Below are 19,041 nucleotides of genomic sequence, written 5' to 3'. Positions count from 1 at the left end.
ACAGGGGGCAGCGCTTCGGACAGTGCTGTCGGACGGTGCTCTCGGCGGTGCTGTCAGGCACCGCCGTAGGGACACGTCAGTCGGTCAGGCCTCCCTTGACGTTCCGGGCGTCCCGCGCGAGGGCGGATCTCGCCGCCGCGTCGGTCACCAGCGCGGGATCGGCCGCCGAGGTCGCGAACGACTCCAGCACCGAGGCCGCCTGGCTGATCCGTCCGGCCTCGGCGTGCGCGCGCGCCTGGCCGAGCCGGACCGTCAGCCGCTGCTCGCCCTGCGCCGTGATGAGGCCCCCGGCACGGAGCCGGGGGATCAGCGCGTCGAGATCGGCGAAGGACGTGGTCGTGGTGAAGCGGACGGTCTTCACCGTGGTGTTGCCCGCCTTGTCCTTGGCCGTGACCGTGAGGTCATGGGCCCCCAGCGGCAGCCGCCAGAGCTGTACGGGCTGACCCGAGGTGATCGCCGCGCCGTCCAGGGTGGCGGTCGCGGTGGCACCCCCGGAGACCGCGTCGGTCGCGGTGATCACCGGCGTGGGCTGCTTGGAGTCGCCGTAGGCGGCATCCGCGTCCACACCGGCGACCGTCACCGAGGGACCGGTCCGGTCGATCCGTACGGTGAGGGTGCCGACCTCCGAGACATTGCCGCCGCTGTCGGTCGCCCGGTACAGGACGGTCGTGGTGCCCTCGGTGGAGAGGGTGACGGCCGCGTTGGCCGACAGCCACGTCGTACCGCCGTTGACCGAGTACTGACGGCTGCTGACCGTACCGTTGTCGGTGGCCGTGACACTCAGGGACACATTGCTCGTGTACCAGCCGTCGCTGCCGTTGGGCTGCGCCGGGTTGAGCGCCGCGGACACCTTCGGCGGTGTCTTGTCGGCGACACCGGGACCCTGGAAGGTCAGCGCGTCCAGATCCACACCGCCCGTGCTGGTGACAAAGAGCTGCCCGGTACCCGAAGGCGCGTCCGGGAGCGGAGTGGTGACGGTCTTCGGGCCCTCACCGGCCGGTACGGTCACGGTCGCGAACGGGTCCGCGTCCGCGGCGTTCCAGCGCAGCGACAGGGTGCCGGCGCCCGAGGCGAGGGTCTTCACCCCGGTGATACCGGTGAACGAGACCGGGTCGTACGAGATCCAGTCCCCGGCGTCGAAGGAGGTCACCGTGCGCTGACCGGACGCCGTGGCGTCGTCGGTGATGGTGACACCCTCCGCGGTGTCGTAGTGCTCGGCCTGCATCAGCGCGGGGTTGAGCACCACCTGGGCGTCGCCGGTGGCCGGCGGCACACCGCCCGCCCCCTTGTCGGTGTAGGTGATACCGAGCACACCGAAGACATTCTCGGTGTCACCGTGCCCGGCGTCGGTCGGTGTGACGACCGCGCCCGAGCAGCCCGTACCGCTGTTGACCGGGTGGCCGTGCTGGTTGTGCCCGAGACCGAAGGTCCAGGCGACCTTGGCGCAGTCGGCCGTATTGCCGTCCTCGACGTCCTCGACCGCGACTCCGTACGGCACGGCGTCGCCCCAGTTGAAGAATCCGCCGTTGGGCGGCGAGGTGATCCCGACCGTCGGAGCGGTGTTGCCGACCGTGATCTGACGGCTCGACAGACCGGTCTTGCCCTGCGGGTCGGTGACCTTGAGCCGCGCCTGGAACTGCCCGTTGTCCGGGTACGTACGGCTGACCCGGGGACCGGTGGCGTCGAAGGTGCCGTCGCCGTCGAGGTCCCACTGATACGTCAGCGCGCCGCCCTCGGGGTCGGTGGACGCGCCGGCGTCGAAGGAGACCGCGAGCGGTGCCTGGCCGGAGGTGCGGTCGGCCTTGATGACCGCGGTGGGCGCCTTGTTGCCCTCGGCGTAGTCGATCCGGTAGAGGCCCGCGTCGGGATTCTGCCGGAAGAAACCGTCGCCGTAGTCCAGGACGTAGAGCGCGCCGTCCGGGCCGAACTCCAGGTCCATGGGGTTGTCCCAGGGCGGAATGCCGTTCTCGGACCGCTCACTGTTGGGCAGGACGTTCTCCAGCTTGGTGACAGGTCCGTCCGGTCCCGCGAGGGTCAGGGCGGCGACATAGTCCTGCGAGAACTCCCCGAAGAACGCCTTGCCGTCCCAGTACTCCGGGAACTTGCCCGGGGACGGGTTGTCCGCGTCGTAGTGGTAGACCGGACCGCCCATCGGGGCCTGGCCGCCGGGTCCGCCCGGGCCGCGGAACGCGGTCAGTTCGGGCCACGGCTGGTCGGTGTCACGGTCCCCGTACCACAGTGTGGCCGGCACGGCCGGGGGCAGCTCGGTCAGACCGGTGTTCCAGCGCGAGTCGTTGACCGGCTTGGCGCAGTCGAAGGCCGGGCCCGGGGTGAGGGTGGCGAAGTCGAAGTCACGGTACGGCTTGGTGTTGTCACCCGTGCAGAACGGCCAGCCGCTGTTCATGGCCTTGGTGGTGGTCTGCCACTCGACATACCCCATCGGCCCGCGGTTCGGGTCGGCCGTGCCCGCGTCGGGGCCGTAGTCGCCCCACATCACCGCGCCGGTCGCCTGGTCCACCGCCAGCCGGAAGGGATTGCGCAGACCCATCACGAAGATCTCGGGCCGCGCCTTCGCCGTACCGGGCGCGAACAGATTGCCGTCCGGGACGGTGTACGAGCCGTCCTCCCCGACCTTGATACGGAGGATCTTGCCGCGCAGGTCATTGGTGTTGCCGGAACCACGGCGCTCGTCGAGCCCCGGGTTGTAGGTGGCGGCGTCGTTGATCGGGGTGTAGCCGTTGACATTGGGACCCGACGCCGGTGTGTTGCCGCCCGTGGCGAGATAGAGATTGCCGTCCGCGTCGAAGTCCACGTCTCCGGCGACATGGCAGCACTGGCCGCGGTTGGAGTCGACCCGGATGATCTCCTGGGCGGTGGACAGGTCCAGCTTGTCCCCGGTCCACTTGAAGCGGGTGAGGGTGTCGTACCCCTTCCACCGGTCCCAGTACGAGTCGGTCTCGCCCGCGGGCAACTGGAGCGGCGCCGAGCCGGCCGGAGTGTTCAGAGGCGGCGAGTAGTAGAGGTAGACCCACTTGTTGGTGGCGAAGTCCGGGTCCAGGGTGACGGTCTGGAGCCCCATCTCCGAGTTCTGGTACACGTCGATGTGATTGACGACCTTGGTCACACCGCTGCCCGGATCGGTGAGTCGGAGATCACCGTTGCGCGCGGTGTGCAGGACCCGGTTGTCGGGCAGTACGGCGAGGTCGATCGGTTCGCCGGTGTCCTTGGTGAGGGTGACCTTCTCGTAGTTTGCCCAGTCCAGGGCGTGTTCATGGTTTTCGTGTGCTTGGGCTGCGGGCGCGACGGCCACCATGCCGAGCGCGGGCAGCGCCGCGAGCAGGACACCCGAGATCAGGCGTCTGAGGGTACGGTGCACGGGGATGCGTCTCCTTGGTCGCTGACGGGCGGGAGGGTGCGCGACCGGGCCGGCCCGTCCGGCCGTACCGCAACGGCGGTACGCCGGTACGGCGGTTCCGGCGGGCCGGGCCCGGTCGGTGTGCGAGCTAGGCGAGCAGACCCTTCAGCGCCGTGAAGCTCCGCTCGGCGGCACCGAGCGAACCCGGCGGATTCGGCTGCGTGTTGGGCGCGGTGTCCTGCTCCCAGATGCCGATGTGGGACTCGCGGGGACCGATGTCACGGATGAACTTCTCGTACGGGAGATCGCCCGCGCCGAACTCGACGATGTCGTACCCGTCCGCCTTCGACGGATTGCTGTCGCCGTCCTTCATGTGGAACAGCGGGTAGCGGTACGGCTGGTTGCGCACATACGCGGCCGGGTCGAAGCCGGGCCAGCGGTGCTGGCCGACATACGCCCAGTAGACGTCCATCTCCAGATAGACATGGCGCGGATCGGTGTTCCTGAGGAACACGTCGTACAGCCGCACCGACGGCTGGTCGGTGGCGAAGGCGAACTCGCCCGCGTGGTTGTGCTGGTAGAGCTTGAGACCGCGGGCGGTCGCCGCCGCGCCCCAGGTGTTGAACTCCTCGGCGGCGGCGAGATAGCCCGCGACCGTGTTCACGTTCGACGGGGCGTTGGCGGTCCCGACATGCGGCATGCCGAGGATCTGGGCGGCGTCGAGTTCGGCCTGGATGTTGTTGCGCAGATTGCCGATGCCGACATGGCTGCCGACCGCGCGCAGCCCGTTGTCGTCGAGGAGCCGCCGGATCTCGGGGAGGGTGATCTGCCGGCCCAGGATGGAGGTGTTCTGGGTGTATCCGGCGAACTCGATCTCCTTGTAACCGATACGGGCCAGCTCAGGCAGCACGACGGCGAAGCCGAGCGCGCTGACCTTGTCGCGGATGCTGTAGAGCTGGATGCCGATGCGGTCCTTGGGGATGGACAGGCCGCGGGTCGCGGCGGAGGCGGTCGCCGCCGTCGCCCCGGTGACCGATGCGGCGGCGAGCGCCACGGTGGTGCCGACGGTGGCGCGCAGGAAGTCCCTGCGGTCGAAGGACTTGTGCAGATGGCCCATGGCCACTCCTGAGGGAGAAAAGAAGCTGAGAACGTTCGGGGCGCTGCGCCGCCGGTGCCACGCCGCTCGGTCGGTGATGGCCGATCGAGGCGTGCTGAGGGTGCGTGGCGGTGGGGCGGTGCTGCGGTGGCGGCGCGCCGGGGCCGGTGGCCCGTCGGCGGGTACCGCGCTGCGGCCGTGGCCGCGGGGTGCCTTGCAGGGCCAATGGCCCTGCGTGGCTGCCGCGTTGGCCGGTGCCGCTGGTTACAGGCGGGTCGCGCCCGCGGCCTTGGCCTCGGCCCTGGCCTCGGCGGCCCGCTCCGCGGCCTTCTCGGCGAGGCCGTTCCCGCGGTCCTGCGGCGCCGCCTTGGCGGAGCGCGCGGCGGCCGGAGCGGCACCGGCGGCGGTGGTCTCGCCGGTTATGCCACCGCGGATCCGGGCCAGTTCACCGACCTGGAGCACCGGGGAGTTGCCCGTGGCCGTCAGCTTGCCCCGGACGATCGCGTTGTCCAGTACGGCGGTCGCGGTGTTGTCGGTGACCGACAGGTTCCCGTCCAGATACGTGGCGCCCGAGCAGGAGCCGAGCAGCCCCTCGCCACCGAGCTGGAGCGTGTCGGAGTTCGCGTTGTATACGGTGTCGCCGTACACCTCGCTGGCGCACAGGACCCCGCCGAGCGCGTTGCCGTTCACGGTCAGCTTTCCGTCGACGGTGCTGTCGTAGACGTCGGAGTACTGGTTCGCCTCGCCGGTCAGGCTGCCGTCCACGGTGCTGCCGGAGACGTACAGTTCACCGGCCTGGGCTCTGACACTGCCGTCGAGCGTCGAGTCGACGGCGTACAGGAAGCCCTGGTTGGCGCTGATCGCGCCCTTGACGGTGGTGCCCTGGAGGTGGGTGCCGAAGGCGCCCTGCGCGGTCAGCGCGCCCTTCACCGAGGTGTCGGTGAGATCGACATAGGCGTTCTCGCCCACGCTGACCCCTCCGTTGAGGGTGGCGCCGGAGGCGACGAGGTCGGCCCCGGCCTGCACCGTCACGGTGCCCTTGACCTTCGTACCCGTCAGCGTGCAGGACTGCCCGGCCGGTACGACCAGATCGCCGCCGACGGTGACGGCTCCGCCGTCACCCACGCAGGTGGTGTAGAGGGCCGCCTGCGCGGATCCCGCGAACGCGACAAGACTTCCGGAGGCCACCAACGAGGCCGTGGCGACGAACGTGCGGATCTTCATATCGCTTCCCTTCTGCTGCGGTCACGACCGCGCGGGTCGGCGCGGTCCGATACCCCGTATGACGACGTTCGTCGGCGTGTGCCGACGAGGTCCTGCACAGTGCGCGAGCGTGCGGCCGTCGCGACGGCGGACGCGCAGCGCCTAGGGACGGGCGGGGCCCGACCGTGGGGGGAGACGAACAAAGACAGAGACGAACGGACGAACTGAGACAGAGGTGCTGTACGGCGCTCGTGGGAGCGCCGGTCGGTCGTGGTGCGGTTGAGCGGTGTGGGTGTTACCGCGACGAAACACTTGCCTGGTTGGGCCGAGACATTAGGGCGGTGCGTGGGGGCTGTCCAGAGGTTCGGATGAAAACTCCGGAACTTTCTCATGATCCGTCAAAAGATAGGCCGCCCGGGTAAAAAGCTGGCGGATACGGGCACGCGGCGTGCCCGTATCACGGCCTGGAGCGATTTGGGCCCCTGTCTGGGCCCTGCCATGGGTCCTGGACTGGGCCTGCGGACCCTGCTGTTGGGGCTCGGGTTGTTCTTACGCTGCTCTGCGTTCGGGGGACGTTTACGACGTTGGGTGAGGGGCGGATGGTGGAGAGTGCCGGGGACATAGCTCGTTGGCATGCGCATGCCAGTACGACCGCGATGGCGCGTCGGGACCGGGGGCAGGGCGGGGTCGAGTACGTCGCCGTGGCCGGGGTGGTCGCGCTGATCGTCGCGGCGATCGTGGGGCTGACGGTGCCCGAGGACGAGGCGGTGGGGCTGAAGGACGCGGTCTGCCGGATCGTTCATGCCGCCGACGGCGACTCCGGGTGCGATTCGGGCAACGAGGGCGGCGGTGGTGGCGGGGACGACGGCGGCGGGGGCGACGGTGAGGATCCCGCCGTACCGCCCGGCGATCCGTTCCAGCCTGCGAAGTGTCTGCTGTCGCAGGATCAGACCAAGGACACCGTGGTCATCCAGATCCTGTTCATCAAGATCAGCAGCTCGGAGACCGTGAAGCTCCAGCAGTGGTCGGACGGTACGGTCACGCTGGAGCGGGTGACGGAATCCGGGGCCGGGGTCACGGCGAGCATCTCCGCGGGCATCCCGGGGCTGAAGGACTGGGGCGGCAGCGCCTCGCTGAGCGGTTCCTATGTGGCGGGCAGCGGCAGCGGCGGCCAGTGGCTGTTCAACGGGAACAAGAGCGACAACCCCCAGGCGGACCTGGAGGCCAATCTGGAGGACGCCAAGCAGTTCGCCGAGTACCTCAAGGCCATGGACGACTGCAACAGCCGTCCGGCGGGCCCCCGTTCCTCCGAACTCGGAATGATCTGCGGCTACCACGCGGGCAAGAAGAAGCCCGACCTCGAACCGGAGCGGGCGCCGGACGTCGACATCACCAAGACGAGTACCGAGGTGTCGGGCGGGGTGAGCTTCGGCAAGTCGTTCAAGAAGGGCAGCGGGGAGGGCGGCAAGGACGGCAAGCCGAAGGATCTCGGCAGCATCTCCGGCGAGACGTTCTCGGGCTCGATGACCGAGGACGTGGTGGTCCTGCGGAACAAGACGGGACCGGACGCGGGGAAGATCACCTTCGTCTACACCTTCTCGGTGAGCGGCAAGGCCGGCGAGGTCGGCCAGGCCACGGGCACGCGGATGCAGCAGGTGGCGGTCACCTATGACGCGGCCATGTACGACGAGGAGGAGAAGAACGGCCGGCCGCACCGTCCGCAGAAGCTGGTGATCACGACCAGTCAGGAGTCCGGGGACGGGCCCGGGATCAATGTCGGGGCCGGGGCCAACGCGGGGCCCGTCACCATCGATGTCGGCGGGGGCGGCGGGGAGATCGAGTCGGAGATCCATACCGAGTCCGCCGAGCTGGTCCTCGACAACGACGCGGACAGCACGCTGGTGGAGGACTGGCTGCGCGGGCGCGGTGACTTCCCGGCCAGTGACGCGCTGCCGACGCCGTCGGACGCCGCGGAGGCGCCGGGCGCGGACGCGGGTCCGCTGGAGCGGTTGCTCCACGACAAGGGCAAGCTCTCCAAGCTGGACTACAAGGCCAACACCGACTGGTGGAACGCCTCACTCGGCATCGGCTTCGGTATCTCCGCCGGGCAGGTCACCGTGGGTTTCAAGCTGTTCGGCATCGACATCACCCACGAACACAAGGAACAGACCATCACCGGCAATCCGACCTACGCCACGGGCCCCACAAGCGGCGGCACCCGCCCCTGGGTCGAATGGAAGAACTGCACCCAGACCAAACCCATCACCGCCTGAGCCCCCGTCACACCGCGGGCGCTCTATGCTTCGACGGGTGGAGATCACCGTACGTCCGGCCGTCGAAGCCGACCTCTCCTCGCTGCTGGCTCTCTACGGCGAGCTGAACCCGGACGACACACCGCTGCCGGACGGGTCCGCGAAGGCGATATGGACGGCCATCGCCGAGCAGCGGGGCCGAACGGTGCTGGTGGCCGCCCATGGCGGCGGGATCGTCGGCACCGCCGACTGCACGGTCCTCCCCAACCTCACCCGGGGCGGCCGGTCGATCCTTCTGGTCGAGAATGTGGTGGTCGCCGACGCGTTCCGCCGCCATGGCGTCGGAAGACATCTGATGGACGCCGCTGTCGAACTGGGCCGCGCCACCGGCTGCTACAAGGCACAACTGCTTGCGGCGGACGACGAGTACGTCCATGCCTTCTACGCGTCATGCGGATTCCGGCCCCTGGCACAGGGATTCCGCCGCTACATCGAACACGGCCATCCGGCCGGAGACGGGTCCGAGGGCGGGACGAGCACGTCCGAGGTGTCCTGACGGCGGTCAGCGCAGTGGGGTACGAGGGCCCTCGTGGGTGGCTCGGGCTTGCAGGTGGTGCCACATTGTTGTGGTGGTGAACGAGGGGCCCAGGTCGGGGAGTTCGGCCAGGTCCTCGTCGCTGACCGGGTGGAGAGGGGCACCGGTGGCGGCCACGGACAGGGTCGTCTTCGCCAGGGAGTTCACCGCCAGGGCCAGGGTGACGGCGGTGGCCACGGCGTCGGCGGGGGCGCCGGTGCCCACGGTCACCAGACCGTGCCCCCTGAGCACCACCACCGGGCGGTCGCCGAGCGCGGCGGTCATCGGCGCGGCCAGGTCGCGGCGGCGGATCAGGGCCGAGCGGGGCCAGACCGGGATGCCGTCACGGGCGAGGCGGGCGGCGGGGATGTCGTACGAGCCGACCAGCGGGAGCCAGGGGAGCCCGGCGACCGAAGCGGCGACGACCGCCGGCGGATGCGCGTGCACGACCGCGGTGACATCCGGCCGCGCCCGCAGGATCTCGGTGTGGAGGGGCAGTTCGTTGGGCGGCGCCCATCCGTCGGCGCTGCTGTCGACCGTACGACGGCCGTCGAGGTCCACCTCCTGGACATCGTCGACGACGGTGAAGGCCAGCCCGCGCTCCCGGGGCCCCCGTCCCCGTACCAGCAGCCTCTCCGCACCCACGCGCGCGCTGACATGGCCCAGGATGTGCTCGACCAGGCCCGTGACGGCCAGCACCCGGCATGCCACGGCCACCCGCTCGCGCAGCGCCTCGTACCCGTGCTCGTCGCGCGGCGCCTCGCCGCCGGGCACACGGTCGGTCATCGGGCGCCCTCCCGCGGCCATCTCGCTGGTATTTTGGTATGACCTTAAACCATTGGTCTGAGGGCCGTCAATCGAGCGTCCCGCCATGGGACACTGTGCGCATGCCAACCCGACCCAGGAGCCAGCCTCCGGCAGCGCAGACCGGTGGCGAGACGCCTGCCGGGCGACTTCCCGTGCCCGAAGAGCTGTTCAAGACCGTTTCCTCCAGCCGTGTCTCGCAGGTCATCGTCGATCAGATCCGGCTTCTGCTGAAGGAGGAGCGGCTCAAACCCGGCGACCGGCTGCCCAGTGAGCGCGAGCTGTGCGTGCACTTCGGGGTCAGCCGGGTGACCGTACGTGAAGCGCTGCGCATCCTTGAGGCGAGCGGACTCGTGGAGATCCGGGTCGGTGCCCGCGGCGGCGCCTTCGTCACCACGCCCGACGCGCGCCAGGTGGGAGAGGGTCTCGCCACCCTGCTGTCCCTGTCGCCGCTCACCGCCGCCGAGGTCACCGAGGCGCGGCTCGTCGTCGAGCTGGGCATCGTCCCGCTGATCGTCGAACGGGCGACACAGGAGGACCTGGACGCCCTGCGGGCGATGTGCGACGAGCACGCCGAGGCGTTGGAGCGCGGCGAGTACACCATGGAACTGTCCGCGGACTTCCACACCCGCGTCGCGGCCTGCACGCACAACGCAGCGATCAAGATGCTGGTCGAGTCCTTCCACGGCCCCCTGCTGATGAGCCTGCGGCAGGCCCAGACCGTCGAGCCGCAGATGGGCCTGCTCGGCTCGAAGGAACACCGGGACTTCGTCGAAGCCGTCGCCGCACGCGACCTCGACGCCGCGACCGCGACCATGAACGCCCACCTCCAGCGGACGGCGTCCCGCGTCAAGGATGAGCACGGCGAGCACGCGGAAGGCGGTCCGGTCGCGAACTGACACCGCCGAGCCCCGCCGGCGCCCCATGACGGTTCCCCGTCATGGGGCGCCTTTCTGTGTGCTTCCAAGGGGTGACGGGTGACACTCGCAGGTATTATGGTTAGACCACTGAACCGAACTGTAGATGCCGCACCACTATGCCCGCACAGCACAGGAGGACCCATGGGAGCGAAAGGGCGCGTCTTCGTCCGCGGCCTGACGTCCGAGACCTACGGTCTCGACGAATTCCGCCGGCAGCAGCTCGCGGTGGACAGGGTGCGCGACGACTCGGTGGTCGTCGACGACGCCAAGGTCGGCCACTCCGGCGACAGCGAGCAGTCCCGCACCTGGTGGCGTGTCGGCCCCGGTGACGAGGACTTCCTCACCCAGACGATCCAGGTCCACTTCGTGGAACTCCCGCCCGAGTCCAGCAATCACGGACACGGCCACCAGAACGAGGCGGCCTTCTACATCCTGCGCGGGCGCGGTTACGAGATCCACGACGACCAGCGCTACGACTGGGCCAAGGACGACCTAGTCTTCGTCCACACCGACTCCGTCCACCGCCACTTCAATCCGTACGGCGAGACGGCCACCGCACTCGTCGTCAAGGCCAAGAGCACCTGGATGTTCATGGGCCTGTGGCAGCAGGGCCGCAGCGGCCCGGTGAAGCGCGAGGCCGAGTTCGGGCCCCGCGAGGACTGGTCCAGCATCTGGACCCCGGGCGTCCTGGACCGCAAGAAGGTCATCAGCCCGGCGGACACCAAGTGGGAGAACACCCCGCTCGGCCGGGTCCGGGTGATGTCCTCCCCGGAGCGCACCGACGCCCGGATCTTCTCCGTCGACGCCTTCGAACTCGACATCCCCGCGGGCAGCCGCTCTGGCAAGTACTGGAAGATGGCCGACGAGGTCTACTACGTCCTCGAAGGCGGCGGCTACGCGCTCCAGTGGGAGGTCGAGGCCGAGATCGCCGAGAAGTACTACGCGCGGATCGCCCTGGAGCCCACCCGGTACGAGATCACCCAGGGCGACACCCTCTACGTACCGCAGAACCACATCTGCCAGCTCTTCGCCGCCGACGGCACACCGCTGCGCCTCTTCTCCTCGCAGAACCGTGTGTTCAAGCACCTCGGTTACGACAACGTCCACTTCCTGGAGGACGCTCCCGAGTACAGCGCGCGGTAAAGGCGGAAACGCCCGCTACGCACGAGGCCGCGTCCCCCGACCGGGGACGCGGCCTCGCCGTACGCTCGCCGTACGTTCACACTGACCGTACGTCTCACACTCCGGCCCAAGGCTCACACTCCGGCCCAGGGCCCGCCGGCCGCGCTCTCCTCCGCCGCCGCGATCAGATCGTCCGCCCCCAGCAGGGACGGTTCACGCGCGGTCTCCAGCCGCAGGGCGAGGGCGCCGTGCACCGTCTTGCGTATCCGCCGCCCGTCCAGACCGGTGAGCAGCTTTCCCACGCGCCGGTGCACCGCGGTGTCCTCGGCCAGCGGCCCCAACGCGGGCCACTGCGCAGCCAGTTCGCGCAGCGAGTCCGCCACGATCAGCGGGATCACGGACTCGTCCGGCAGCGCGGTCCGTACGACCAGGTCGGCGCGCGAGAGAAACGCGTCGTCGACCGCCTCGGCGAAGTTCGTCGTGACCACCAGCAGGGTGCCGGGACGCTCGGCGCGCAGCGCGTCCAGCCCGCTGAGCACGGCATCGGTCGCCCGGTGGACATCGACGGGATTGGTGTCGAACGAGGCGGCCTGCCGGCGCACCGCCAGTGCCTCGACCTCGTCCACGAGGACCAGGGTGTGCGGACGGCGCGCGGCCAGTTCCGGCAGGGTCTCCCGGAAGAGCCGGGACACCGAGCGCTGGCTCTCGCCCAGCATCTCGCTGGGGAAGGCGTGCGGATCGACCTCGACCAGGGTGGTCGCGCCGTGCGGCGCAAGCGTCCGCGCGGCGGCCTGCGCCAGCCCCTGGGCGAGGGTCGACTTGCCGGTGCCCGGCGGTCCCGCGAGGACGATCAGACCGTGCGGGGCCACGGCGGATCCCGCGAGCCGCGCCCCGTGCCGGAGCACGAGGACAGCGGTCGCGAGCAGCCGTTCCTTGACCCGGGGATCGGTGATCACCGCGTCCCACGGGCCGTCGTGATGACCGGCGGGCAGGGCATGGATCCCCGCCACACCGTGCGGCAGAGCTGCGGTCACCTCGTACACCTTCCGTTCGAGCCCACCGCGGGACCGTCTGCGGCCTGACCGCTCATGGCCAGGTGGGCCGCTGGAGCGGCGGCCACTCGATGGTCGACGGGTCACCGGCCTGCGCGTCCCGGATGTGGTCCGGCGGCTCCTCGAAGAGGACCAGCGGATCGCACAGCGCCCGCATGGTCTCCAGGAGACTGTCGAACATATGGATGCGCACCACCTTCGCCGTACGCGACGGGTCGGTGTTGATGTGCTGGTGCCACAGGAAGTGGTCGACGACGATCAGATCGCCCTTCTTCCAGGGATGCCGCTCGCCGCCCTCCGGCTCGGTGCCCAGATAGCTCTCGCCCGAGCCCTCCACCACATACAGCCAGGCCTCGCCCGGGTGCCGGTGCATCGACTGGGCACGGCCCGGACCGATTTCGAACATGGCCATGGTGATGCCCGAGGCCTGGTAGCCGATGGCACGGTCGAGCAGGAAGGTGGTACGGGTGCCGCGCGGGGTGTTGCGCAGTTCCAGCTCGTCCCAGCTCGTGTGCAGCCGTCCTGAGCGGCGGGCCCCCTGGTCGCGGGCGAGCCGGCGCAGCCGCGCGGCGTACGGATCGGCCCCGTCGTGTCCCTCGGAGTACGGCGGGCGCGGCGGGAGTTCGTCCCAGGGAGTGTGTCCCGCGTCCTCGATGACGGCCATCCCCATCGTCTCCAGGAGCGGTTCGCTGGAGAACGTCAGATAGCGCGCGGTGGCAGCGGTGTCGTCGTCGGAATCAGCGGCATTGCCGCTGCGATGCCAGGACCAGGCCGGGAAGTGCAGCGAGTCGCCCGGCCCCCACTCGATCCGTTCCCCGTCGATCTCGGACCAGCCGTACCCGGCCACCATGAACACCATGGCGTCCCACGAGTGCCGGTGTGTTGTGGTGGTCGTCCCCGGATCGAGTTCATGGACCAGGGCGTCCATGGTGCGGGTCGGCCGGTCGCCGTCGGCGCCGACGTACACCCCCACCCGGCTGCCGCGCGCGGTGGGATGTGTCTCGACGTCCTCGTGTGCGACCACGGTCCGGTGGTTCTTGCGCCAGTCCTCGATGAACTGGGCGCGGCGGCGTTTCTGTACGTGGTAGTGGGTGGTTTCGGTCGTGGTGTGCGTACTCATGGTGCCTTCCGGCTGTCGGTGGGCGGGAGTTGTACAACGACGGCGAGAGGTGTGTACGGACGAGAGGTGTGGATGAGCGAGGTGTGTACGGGAAGGGGCGGCGGGGGCGGGTCAGGTGGAGGCGGGCTGCGCCTTCGGCACGCTGTAGTCGCGGACCGTACGGCTGCCGAGGGCACTCAGCCCGGACACTGCGGCGGGGACCAGACCGCCGAGCGTCAGCGCGAGCACGGGACCCGCCACTCCGGCGAGCGCGCCCATCACCGAGTCCCCGATCGCGGGACCGCCCCGCGAACACATCTGGTAGATGGCGGAGACCCGGCCGCGCAGTGTGTCCGGTGTCTCCACCTGCACCGCGGCATGCCGGACGGTGGTGGCGAGCGCGTCCGCGGCCCCGAGGGCGAGGGCCATCACGATCGCCACCGGGAACACCCGCGACTGCGCGAGACCCGCCACGGCCAGCCCGTACCCGGCCGTGGCCCACAGGACGATCCGGCCCGAGCGCGCCGTACGCACCAGCTTGAACACCCATACGGAACCGATCAGCGCCCCCGCCGAGGGAGCGGCGGCGAGCAGACCGTACCCGGTGGCCCCGGTGTGCAGGATGTCCGCGGCGAACGCGGGCAGCAGCACCCGGTACGCGCCGAACACCGTGGCCGCCAGATCGAGCCCCATGAGCTGCCGTACCAGCGGCTTGCGGCCGACATACGCCACGCCTTCGCGCAGGCTCTCCAGCAGCGACGCCCGCTCGTCGGCCACTGCCAGCGGCGGAACGCGCAGCACCGCGAGGACGGCGACGAGCGCTCCGTACGTCACGGCGTCGAAGACATAGACCGCGCCGGGCCCGCCGGCCGCGATCAGCAGACCCGCGAGCGCCGGGCCAGCCAGAACCGCCAGTTCGCGCGAGGGGTTGAGCAGGGCGAACGCGTCGACGAGCCGCTCCCTCGGCACCATCGCGGGGATCAGCGCCTGGCGGGCCGGCTGGTCGAAGGTCGCCGCCGCCGTCGCCAGCAGCGAGGAGACGACGACCGTCCAGACCGTTGCCGCGTCGGCGAGGGTGACGGCGGCGAGCCCCGCCGACACGACGAGCGCGAGGCACTGGGTCACCTGCAGCAGGCGCCGCCGGTCGAGCCGGTCGGCGTAGATCCCGCCGAGCGGCGACAGGACCAGCAGGGCGACGGCCTGCGCGAGTCCGACGAGGCCCACCTGCGCGGTGGAGCCGGTGAGTTGGTAGACCTGGTAGAGATTGGCGGCGACGGCTCCCCGCGTCCCGATCTGGGACAGGATCACACCGCCCCAGTAGAGGGTGAAGTCGCGGTTGCGCAGCACTTCGGGTATCGCCATGCGGGACACTACGCCTCTCCCTCGTTCCGGTGTCCGCTCCTGGGCCGCTGTGACCGGGCCGGTGTGACCGGGCCGCTCCTCCGGGTCCTGACCGGTCCCGGAAGAGCGGCCCGGAGGCCCCGTACATCTCAGTCGACCGGTACGAGCGTGACCTTCTCCGGAGCCACGGTGAGATGCACCTCGGTGCCCGGCGGTATCGACACCGTCGGGTTGGAGCGGCTGCGGATCTCCAGATCGCCGACCCCGGTGATGTGGTCGATGGCATCGCCGAGAAACGCGCGCGTACGGACCTTCCCCGACCATTCGTTGGGCACATCGCCCCGCGGTGTGGTGGAGACATCGATCGACTCCGGCCGGATCGACAGCAGGACCGAGTCCCCCGCGGCGGGCTTCCGCGGACACTCCCGCGCCACCAGCCGCCCCTGGGTGGTCTCGACGGTCACGTCCTCGCCCGTCACCGACACCACCCTGGCCTCGATGAAGTTGGACGTACCGATGAACTCGGCGACGAACCGGGTGGCCGGCTTGGTGTAGATCTCGCGCGGCTTGCCGATCTGCTCGATGCGCCCCTCGTTCATCACCGCTATCCGGTTGGACATCACCAGCGCCTCGGACTGGTCATGGGTCACATAGATCGCGGTGAGGTTCAGCTCCCGCTGGAGCCGCTTGAGTTCGAAGCGCATGCTCTCGCGCAGCTTGGCGTCCAGATTGGAGAGCGGCTCGTCGAGCAGCATCAGCTCCGGCTGGGTCACCAGCGCCCGGGCCAGCGCGAGGCGCTGCTGCTGGCCGCCGGAGAGCTTGGTGGCCGGCCGGGAGGCGTACGCGCCCAGCTCGATCACATCGAGCACCTGGTGGACGCGCTCCTCGATCTGTTTGCGTCCCGGCCGTTTGGCGCGGGGCATCACATCGAGCGGGAACGAGACGTTCTTGAAGACCGACATGTGCGGCCAGATCGCGTACGACTGGAAGACCATGCCGAAACCACGGCGGTTGGCCCGCAGATTGATCCCCTTCGCGGCGTCGAACAGCACCCGGTCGCCGAGGCTGACCCGGCCGGCCGTGGGATGTTCGAGGCCCGCGATGGAGCGCAGGGTGGTGGTCTTGCCGCAGCCGGACGGGCCGAGCAGGGTGAACAGCTCACCGTCGCGCACATCGAAGTCGACCCCGTCGACGGCGAAGACACGGGTGCTGTCGGCGGACTTGCGGCGGCGCGCGGAGCCCGCGGACGATTCATAGCTCTTGGCGAGGGATTCGACAGTCAGCATCCCTGGTGTCCCTTCGGGCAGGTGCTAGTTCGACGAGTCGCCCTGCAGCCCGAAGCGGGCTCCCAGGCGGTAGGCGATGGAGACGAGCAGGACGAGGATCAGGACCATGCAGACACCGAGCGCGGCGAGCGTGGTGAACTGGCCGTTCTCGAACTGCTCCCAGATCAGGACCGAGAGCACTTCCTTGCCGGGGCTGTAGAGCAGGATCGTGCTCGACAGCTCGCGGAAGGACACCACGAGGATGTAGACCCAGCCGGCCAGGATGCCGCTGCTCATCAGCGGCAGCAGCACCCGCCGGAAGGTCTGGAACCACGAGGCGCCCGAGACCGCCGCTGACTCCTCCAGCTCCGGCGACATCTGGGCCATCGCCGCGGACGAGTAGCGCATGCCGTACGGCAGGTAGCGCGTGCAGTACGACACCAGCAGGATCAGCAGCGTGCCGTAGATCGGCAGCGGCATCCGCAGATAGACGAAGGACAGCGCCAGGCCGAGGACCAGCCCGGGGATCACGATGGGGGTGAAGGCGAGCAGGTCCAGCACCCGCCGCCCCGGTGCCCTGGTGCGCAGCACCACCCAGGAGACGATCGAGGTCAGCAGCATGACCGCGGTCGCCGCGCCGATGCCGACGATCAGCGAGTTCTTCAGCGCGGTGAAGGCGAGGGGCATGTGCAGGACCTCGCTGTAGTTCTCCAGCGACATCGAGCTGAGCGTCTCGCGGGAGGGCGCGGCGTAGTACTTGAGCAGGGACGCGTAGACGAGGACCGCGACCGGCAGGACCACCGTTACCAGGAAGTACACGATCACGCCGGCGCCGACCCAGGGCCGCGCCCGGCCCAGGTCCACCGGCCGGGGCCGGAACGCCTTGCCGGTCACCGTCTGGAAGTTGCGCGAGGAGCGCTGGAGCCAGCCGGAGAGCAGCACCCCGGCCGCCGCGATCAGCAGCAGCCCGATGGCCAGCGCGCCCGCCGCTCCGTAGTCGATCGGATAGGCGCGCAGGACGAAGTAGATCCGGCTGGTGAAGACGTAGATGCCGTTCTGGAGTCCCAGCAGGCCCGGCACCTCGAAGCTCTCCAGGGACTGGACGAACATCAGCAGCGAGGCCGAGATCATCGCCGGGCGCAGCAGCGGGACGGTGATCCGCCGCAGTACGGTGAGCCGCCGGGCCCCGGACATCGCGGCGGACTCCTCCAGCGAGGGGTCCATCGCCCGGAACGCGGCGACCATCAGCAGGAAGGTGACGGGGGCCAGATGCAGCCCCTGCACCCAGATCATGCCCCACACACTGAAGATGTTGACCGGCGCGCTGCCGAACAGCGGCTGGAAGATCAGGGTGTTGATGACCCCGCTCGACGGGTCGCCGAGGAAGATCCACGAGGTCGCGTAGAGGATGCCGGGCACGATCAGCGGCACCAGCGAGGCCGCGAAGAACAGCCCCTTGAAGGGGGTGTCGGTACGGACCTGGATGTATGCCAGGACCGTACCGAGCACCAGCGCGAGCGCCGCCGAACCGAGCGCGAAGCCCAGCGAGTTGAGCATCATCGAGCCGGCCTGGGAGTTGCCCCCGTACGCGCGGGTGAACGCGTCGAACGAGACTCCGGTGCCGGTGCTGTTCAGAAAGGTGTCATGGACGAGATAGCCCAGCGGCACGAGGGCGAGATAGCCGACGATCACCACGGCGCCGCCGACCAGGAGCCCCTGGAAGGAGAGCAGCCTCCGCAGCAGTCCGGCGAACCGGCCGGGGGACGCGGGCTCGGGGGAGGCCCCCGCGCCCGGAGTCCCCTGGCCGCCCTGCGGAGCGGTGGCGGTGGAGGCGAGTGCCATCGCGCGTCACCGCCCCACCGTGTCGGCACCGCGGAGCAGCGCGTCGTACTTCTTGTCCCAGACCGTGTCGTCCTTTGTCAGGCCCTCGACATCGAACGGTACGAGGGTCAGCCCGTCCACGCTCTTGTCTCCGGGGACCTTGGTGGACGGGGTGAGACCCAGATCGACCAGGGTCTGCTGGCCGCCGCTGAGCAGCCAGTCGTAGAACAGCCAGGCCGCGGCCGGGTGCTGGGCGCCCTTGATCATGCCGACTCCGTTGGGCCGGGCGAAGGCGGGTACGGTGGAGACCCCGCTCGCGGGCAGATGGGTCACGGGCGCCCCGTCCTTGGCGGCTCTGGCGGTGATGTACGTGTAGTTCATCGCCTCCATCGAGGTCTGGCCCGCGGTCAGGAACTGCATCATCGTGGTGTGTCCCTTGGCGACCTTGGAGTTGGCCGCGATCGCCTTCCAGAGGGAGTCCACCTCGGCCTGTGACTTTCCGTGGTCGAGCCAGTACTTGGTGACGTTCTCGTACCAGTCGCTGTCGCTGATCTCCAGGGTGATCTTGCCCTTGTACTTGGGCAGGGCCAGGTCCTCCCAGCTCTTCGGCTCGTCACCGGGCTTGATCTTCGTGGTGTTCCAGGCGGGCTGGAACACATTGAAACGGGTGGCCGTCCAGTGGTCGAACTTCCCGGCCGGCTCGACCTTGTCGAGCGCGGAGCCGTTGTAGTCGGCGAGATGGCCCTTGCCGGCGAGGATGGCCATCTCCGCGAAGTTGGTCTCGATGACATCGGCCCCCGGCCGGCCGGCCTCCTGTTCCTGAAGGGTCCGCTGGAGGACCGTCTCCGAGTTGCCGCGGAAGACGCTGACGTGGATGCCGTATTCCTTCTCGAAGGCCTCGGCTATCGGGGTCGCGATATCGGCGGTCATCGAGGTGTACAGGGAGAGGGTCTTCCCCTCCTTCCCCGCCAGCTCCTCCGCCTGTGCGCGTTGCTCGGTTCCGGCCAGCCCCCGGAGCTGGCCGTAGACCTCGTCCGAGCCCGCGCCGGTCTGGCCCGGCAGGCCGCCGCACCCCGCGACGAGCGTCGCGGCCAGCAGACCGGACACGGAGAAGGTCAAGTTACGGGTCCTCATACG

General features: G+C 69.6%; 14 protein-coding genes. 4 read left to right on the top strand and 10 right to left on the bottom strand.

Annotated elements, in window-relative coordinates:
* Nucleotides 1–76: 76 nt before the first annotated feature.
* The 3 genes from ACFU9P_RS00710 to ACFU9P_RS00700 all read right to left on the bottom strand — a co-directional run bounded on the left by ACFU9P_RS00710 (nt 77) and on the right by ACFU9P_RS00700 (nt 5,675).
* Nucleotides 77–3,376 carry a PQQ-dependent sugar dehydrogenase gene (locus tag ACFU9P_RS00710; protein WP_384076716.1) on the bottom strand — a complete coding sequence of 1,100 codons (3,300 nt, stop codon included), beginning with the start codon at nt 3,374–3,376 and terminating at the stop codon, nt 77–79.
* A gap of 127 nt (nt 3,377–3,503) precedes the next feature.
* The gene (locus ACFU9P_RS00705) at nt 3,504–4,472 is read right to left on the bottom strand and encodes a sugar phosphate isomerase/epimerase family protein (protein WP_376385563.1); all 969 of its coding nucleotides are present in this window, start codon (nt 4,470–4,472) and stop codon (nt 3,504–3,506) included.
* Nucleotides 4,473–4,715: 243 nt separating this feature from the next.
* Nucleotides 4,716–5,675: a hypothetical protein gene (locus ACFU9P_RS00700; protein WP_384076713.1), complete on the bottom strand. Its 960-nt coding sequence runs from the start codon at nt 5,673–5,675 to the stop codon at nt 4,716–4,718.
* Nucleotides 5,676–6,310: 635 nt separating this feature from the next.
* On the opposite strand from ACFU9P_RS00700, the gene ACFU9P_RS00695 reads away from it, so the two are divergent.
* Both ACFU9P_RS00695 and ACFU9P_RS00690 read left to right on the top strand, forming a co-directional pair.
* Nucleotides 6,311–7,927 carry a hypothetical protein gene (locus tag ACFU9P_RS00695; protein WP_384076710.1) on the top strand — a complete coding sequence of 539 codons (1,617 nt, stop codon included), beginning with the start codon at nt 6,311–6,313 and terminating at the stop codon, nt 7,925–7,927.
* A 37-nt stretch (nt 7,928–7,964) separates the two neighbouring features.
* Nucleotides 7,965–8,462: a GNAT family N-acetyltransferase gene (locus ACFU9P_RS00690; RefSeq protein ID WP_384076708.1), complete on the top strand. Its 498-nt coding sequence runs from the start codon at nt 7,965–7,967 to the stop codon at nt 8,460–8,462.
* Nucleotides 8,463–8,468: 6 nt separating this feature from the next.
* Here ACFU9P_RS00690 and ACFU9P_RS00685 read toward each other — a convergent pair whose 3' ends face one another.
* The gene (locus tag ACFU9P_RS00685) at nt 8,469–9,266 is read right to left on the bottom strand and encodes a class II aldolase/adducin family protein (RefSeq protein WP_384076705.1); all 798 of its coding nucleotides are present in this window, start codon (nt 9,264–9,266) and stop codon (nt 8,469–8,471) included.
* Between the two features lie 101 nt (nt 9,267–9,367).
* On the opposite strand from ACFU9P_RS00685, the gene ACFU9P_RS00680 reads away from it, so the two are divergent.
* Nucleotides 9,368–10,183, top strand: a complete 816-nt coding sequence (locus tag ACFU9P_RS00680) for a FadR/GntR family transcriptional regulator (protein ID WP_384076702.1) — start codon at nt 9,368–9,370, stop codon at nt 10,181–10,183.
* A gap of 162 nt (nt 10,184–10,345) precedes the next feature.
* Nucleotides 10,346–11,347, top strand: coding sequence for a cupin domain-containing protein (locus ACFU9P_RS00675; protein ID WP_384076699.1), 1,002 nt, complete (start codon nt 10,346–10,348; stop codon nt 11,345–11,347).
* A gap of 113 nt (nt 11,348–11,460) precedes the next feature.
* Here the strand turns inward: ACFU9P_RS00675 and ACFU9P_RS00670 are convergent, their stop codons facing one another.
* From ACFU9P_RS00670 to ACFU9P_RS00645, 6 genes are all read right to left on the bottom strand, one after another.
* Nucleotides 11,461–12,360 (bottom strand): AAA family ATPase, encoded by a 900-nt coding sequence (locus ACFU9P_RS00670; RefSeq protein WP_384076696.1) that lies wholly within the window; start codon nt 12,358–12,360, stop codon nt 11,461–11,463.
* A gap of 52 nt (nt 12,361–12,412) precedes the next feature.
* Nucleotides 12,413–13,498, bottom strand: coding sequence for a cupin domain-containing protein (locus tag ACFU9P_RS00665; protein WP_384076694.1), 1,086 nt, complete (start codon nt 13,496–13,498; stop codon nt 12,413–12,415).
* A 111-nt stretch (nt 13,499–13,609) separates the two neighbouring features.
* The gene (locus ACFU9P_RS00660) at nt 13,610–14,839 is read right to left on the bottom strand and encodes an MFS transporter (RefSeq protein WP_384076691.1); all 1,230 of its coding nucleotides are present in this window, start codon (nt 14,837–14,839) and stop codon (nt 13,610–13,612) included.
* A 128-nt stretch (nt 14,840–14,967) separates the two neighbouring features.
* Nucleotides 14,968–16,104: an ABC transporter ATP-binding protein gene (locus ACFU9P_RS00655; protein WP_376381171.1), complete on the bottom strand. Its 1,137-nt coding sequence runs from the start codon at nt 16,102–16,104 to the stop codon at nt 14,968–14,970.
* A 24-nt stretch (nt 16,105–16,128) separates the two neighbouring features.
* Nucleotides 16,129–17,925 (bottom strand): ABC transporter permease, encoded by a 1,797-nt coding sequence (locus ACFU9P_RS00650; protein WP_384076688.1) that lies wholly within the window; start codon nt 17,923–17,925, stop codon nt 16,129–16,131.
* Between the two features lie 6 nt (nt 17,926–17,931).
* On the bottom strand, nt 17,932–19,038 hold the full coding sequence (locus ACFU9P_RS00645; protein ID WP_384076685.1) for an ABC transporter substrate-binding protein: 1,107 nt from the start codon (nt 19,036–19,038) through the stop codon (nt 17,932–17,934).
* Nucleotides 19,039–19,041: the final 3 nt, after the last annotated feature.

The sequence above is a fragment of the Streptomyces sp. NPDC057617 genome, from assembly GCF_042800555.1.
Classification (GTDB): domain Bacteria; phylum Actinomycetota; class Actinomycetes; order Streptomycetales; family Streptomycetaceae; genus Streptomyces.
Note: the sequence above shows the minus strand (reverse complement) of the source record. Positions and strands in the feature narration are given on the sequence as shown.

Excerpts from the sequence above, each read along its gene's own strand:
- ACFU9P_RS00705 (WP_376385563.1), bottom strand. The coding sequence starts at position 4,472 with ATGGGCCATCTGCACAAGTCCTTCGACCGCAGGGACTTCCTGCGCGCC.
- ACFU9P_RS00700 (WP_384076713.1), bottom strand. The coding sequence starts at position 5,675 with ATGAAGATCCGCACGTTCGTCGCCACGGCCTCGTTGGTGGCCTCCGGA.
- ACFU9P_RS00695 (WP_384076710.1), top strand. The coding sequence starts at position 6,311 with ATGGCGCGTCGGGACCGGGGGCAGGGCGGGGTCGAGTACGTCGCCGTG.
- ACFU9P_RS00685 (WP_384076705.1), bottom strand. The coding sequence starts at position 9,266 with ATGACCGACCGTGTGCCCGGCGGCGAGGCGCCGCGCGACGAGCACGGG.
- ACFU9P_RS00680 (WP_384076702.1), top strand. The coding sequence starts at position 9,368 with ATGCCAACCCGACCCAGGAGCCAGCCTCCGGCAGCGCAGACCGGTGGC.
- ACFU9P_RS00675 (WP_384076699.1), top strand. The coding sequence starts at position 10,346 with ATGGGAGCGAAAGGGCGCGTCTTCGTCCGCGGCCTGACGTCCGAGACC.
- ACFU9P_RS00665 (WP_384076694.1), bottom strand. The coding sequence starts at position 13,498 with ATGAGTACGCACACCACGACCGAAACCACCCACTACCACGTACAGAAA.
- ACFU9P_RS00660 (WP_384076691.1), bottom strand. The coding sequence starts at position 14,839 with ATGGCGATACCCGAAGTGCTGCGCAACCGCGACTTCACCCTCTACTGG.
- ACFU9P_RS00655 (WP_376381171.1), bottom strand. The coding sequence starts at position 16,104 with ATGCTGACTGTCGAATCCCTCGCCAAGAGCTATGAATCGTCCGCGGGC.
- ACFU9P_RS00650 (WP_384076688.1), bottom strand. The coding sequence starts at position 17,925 with ATGGCACTCGCCTCCACCGCCACCGCTCCGCAGGGCGGCCAGGGGACT.
- ACFU9P_RS00645 (WP_384076685.1), bottom strand. The coding sequence starts at position 19,038 with ATGAGGACCCGTAACTTGACCTTCTCCGTGTCCGGTCTGCTGGCCGCG.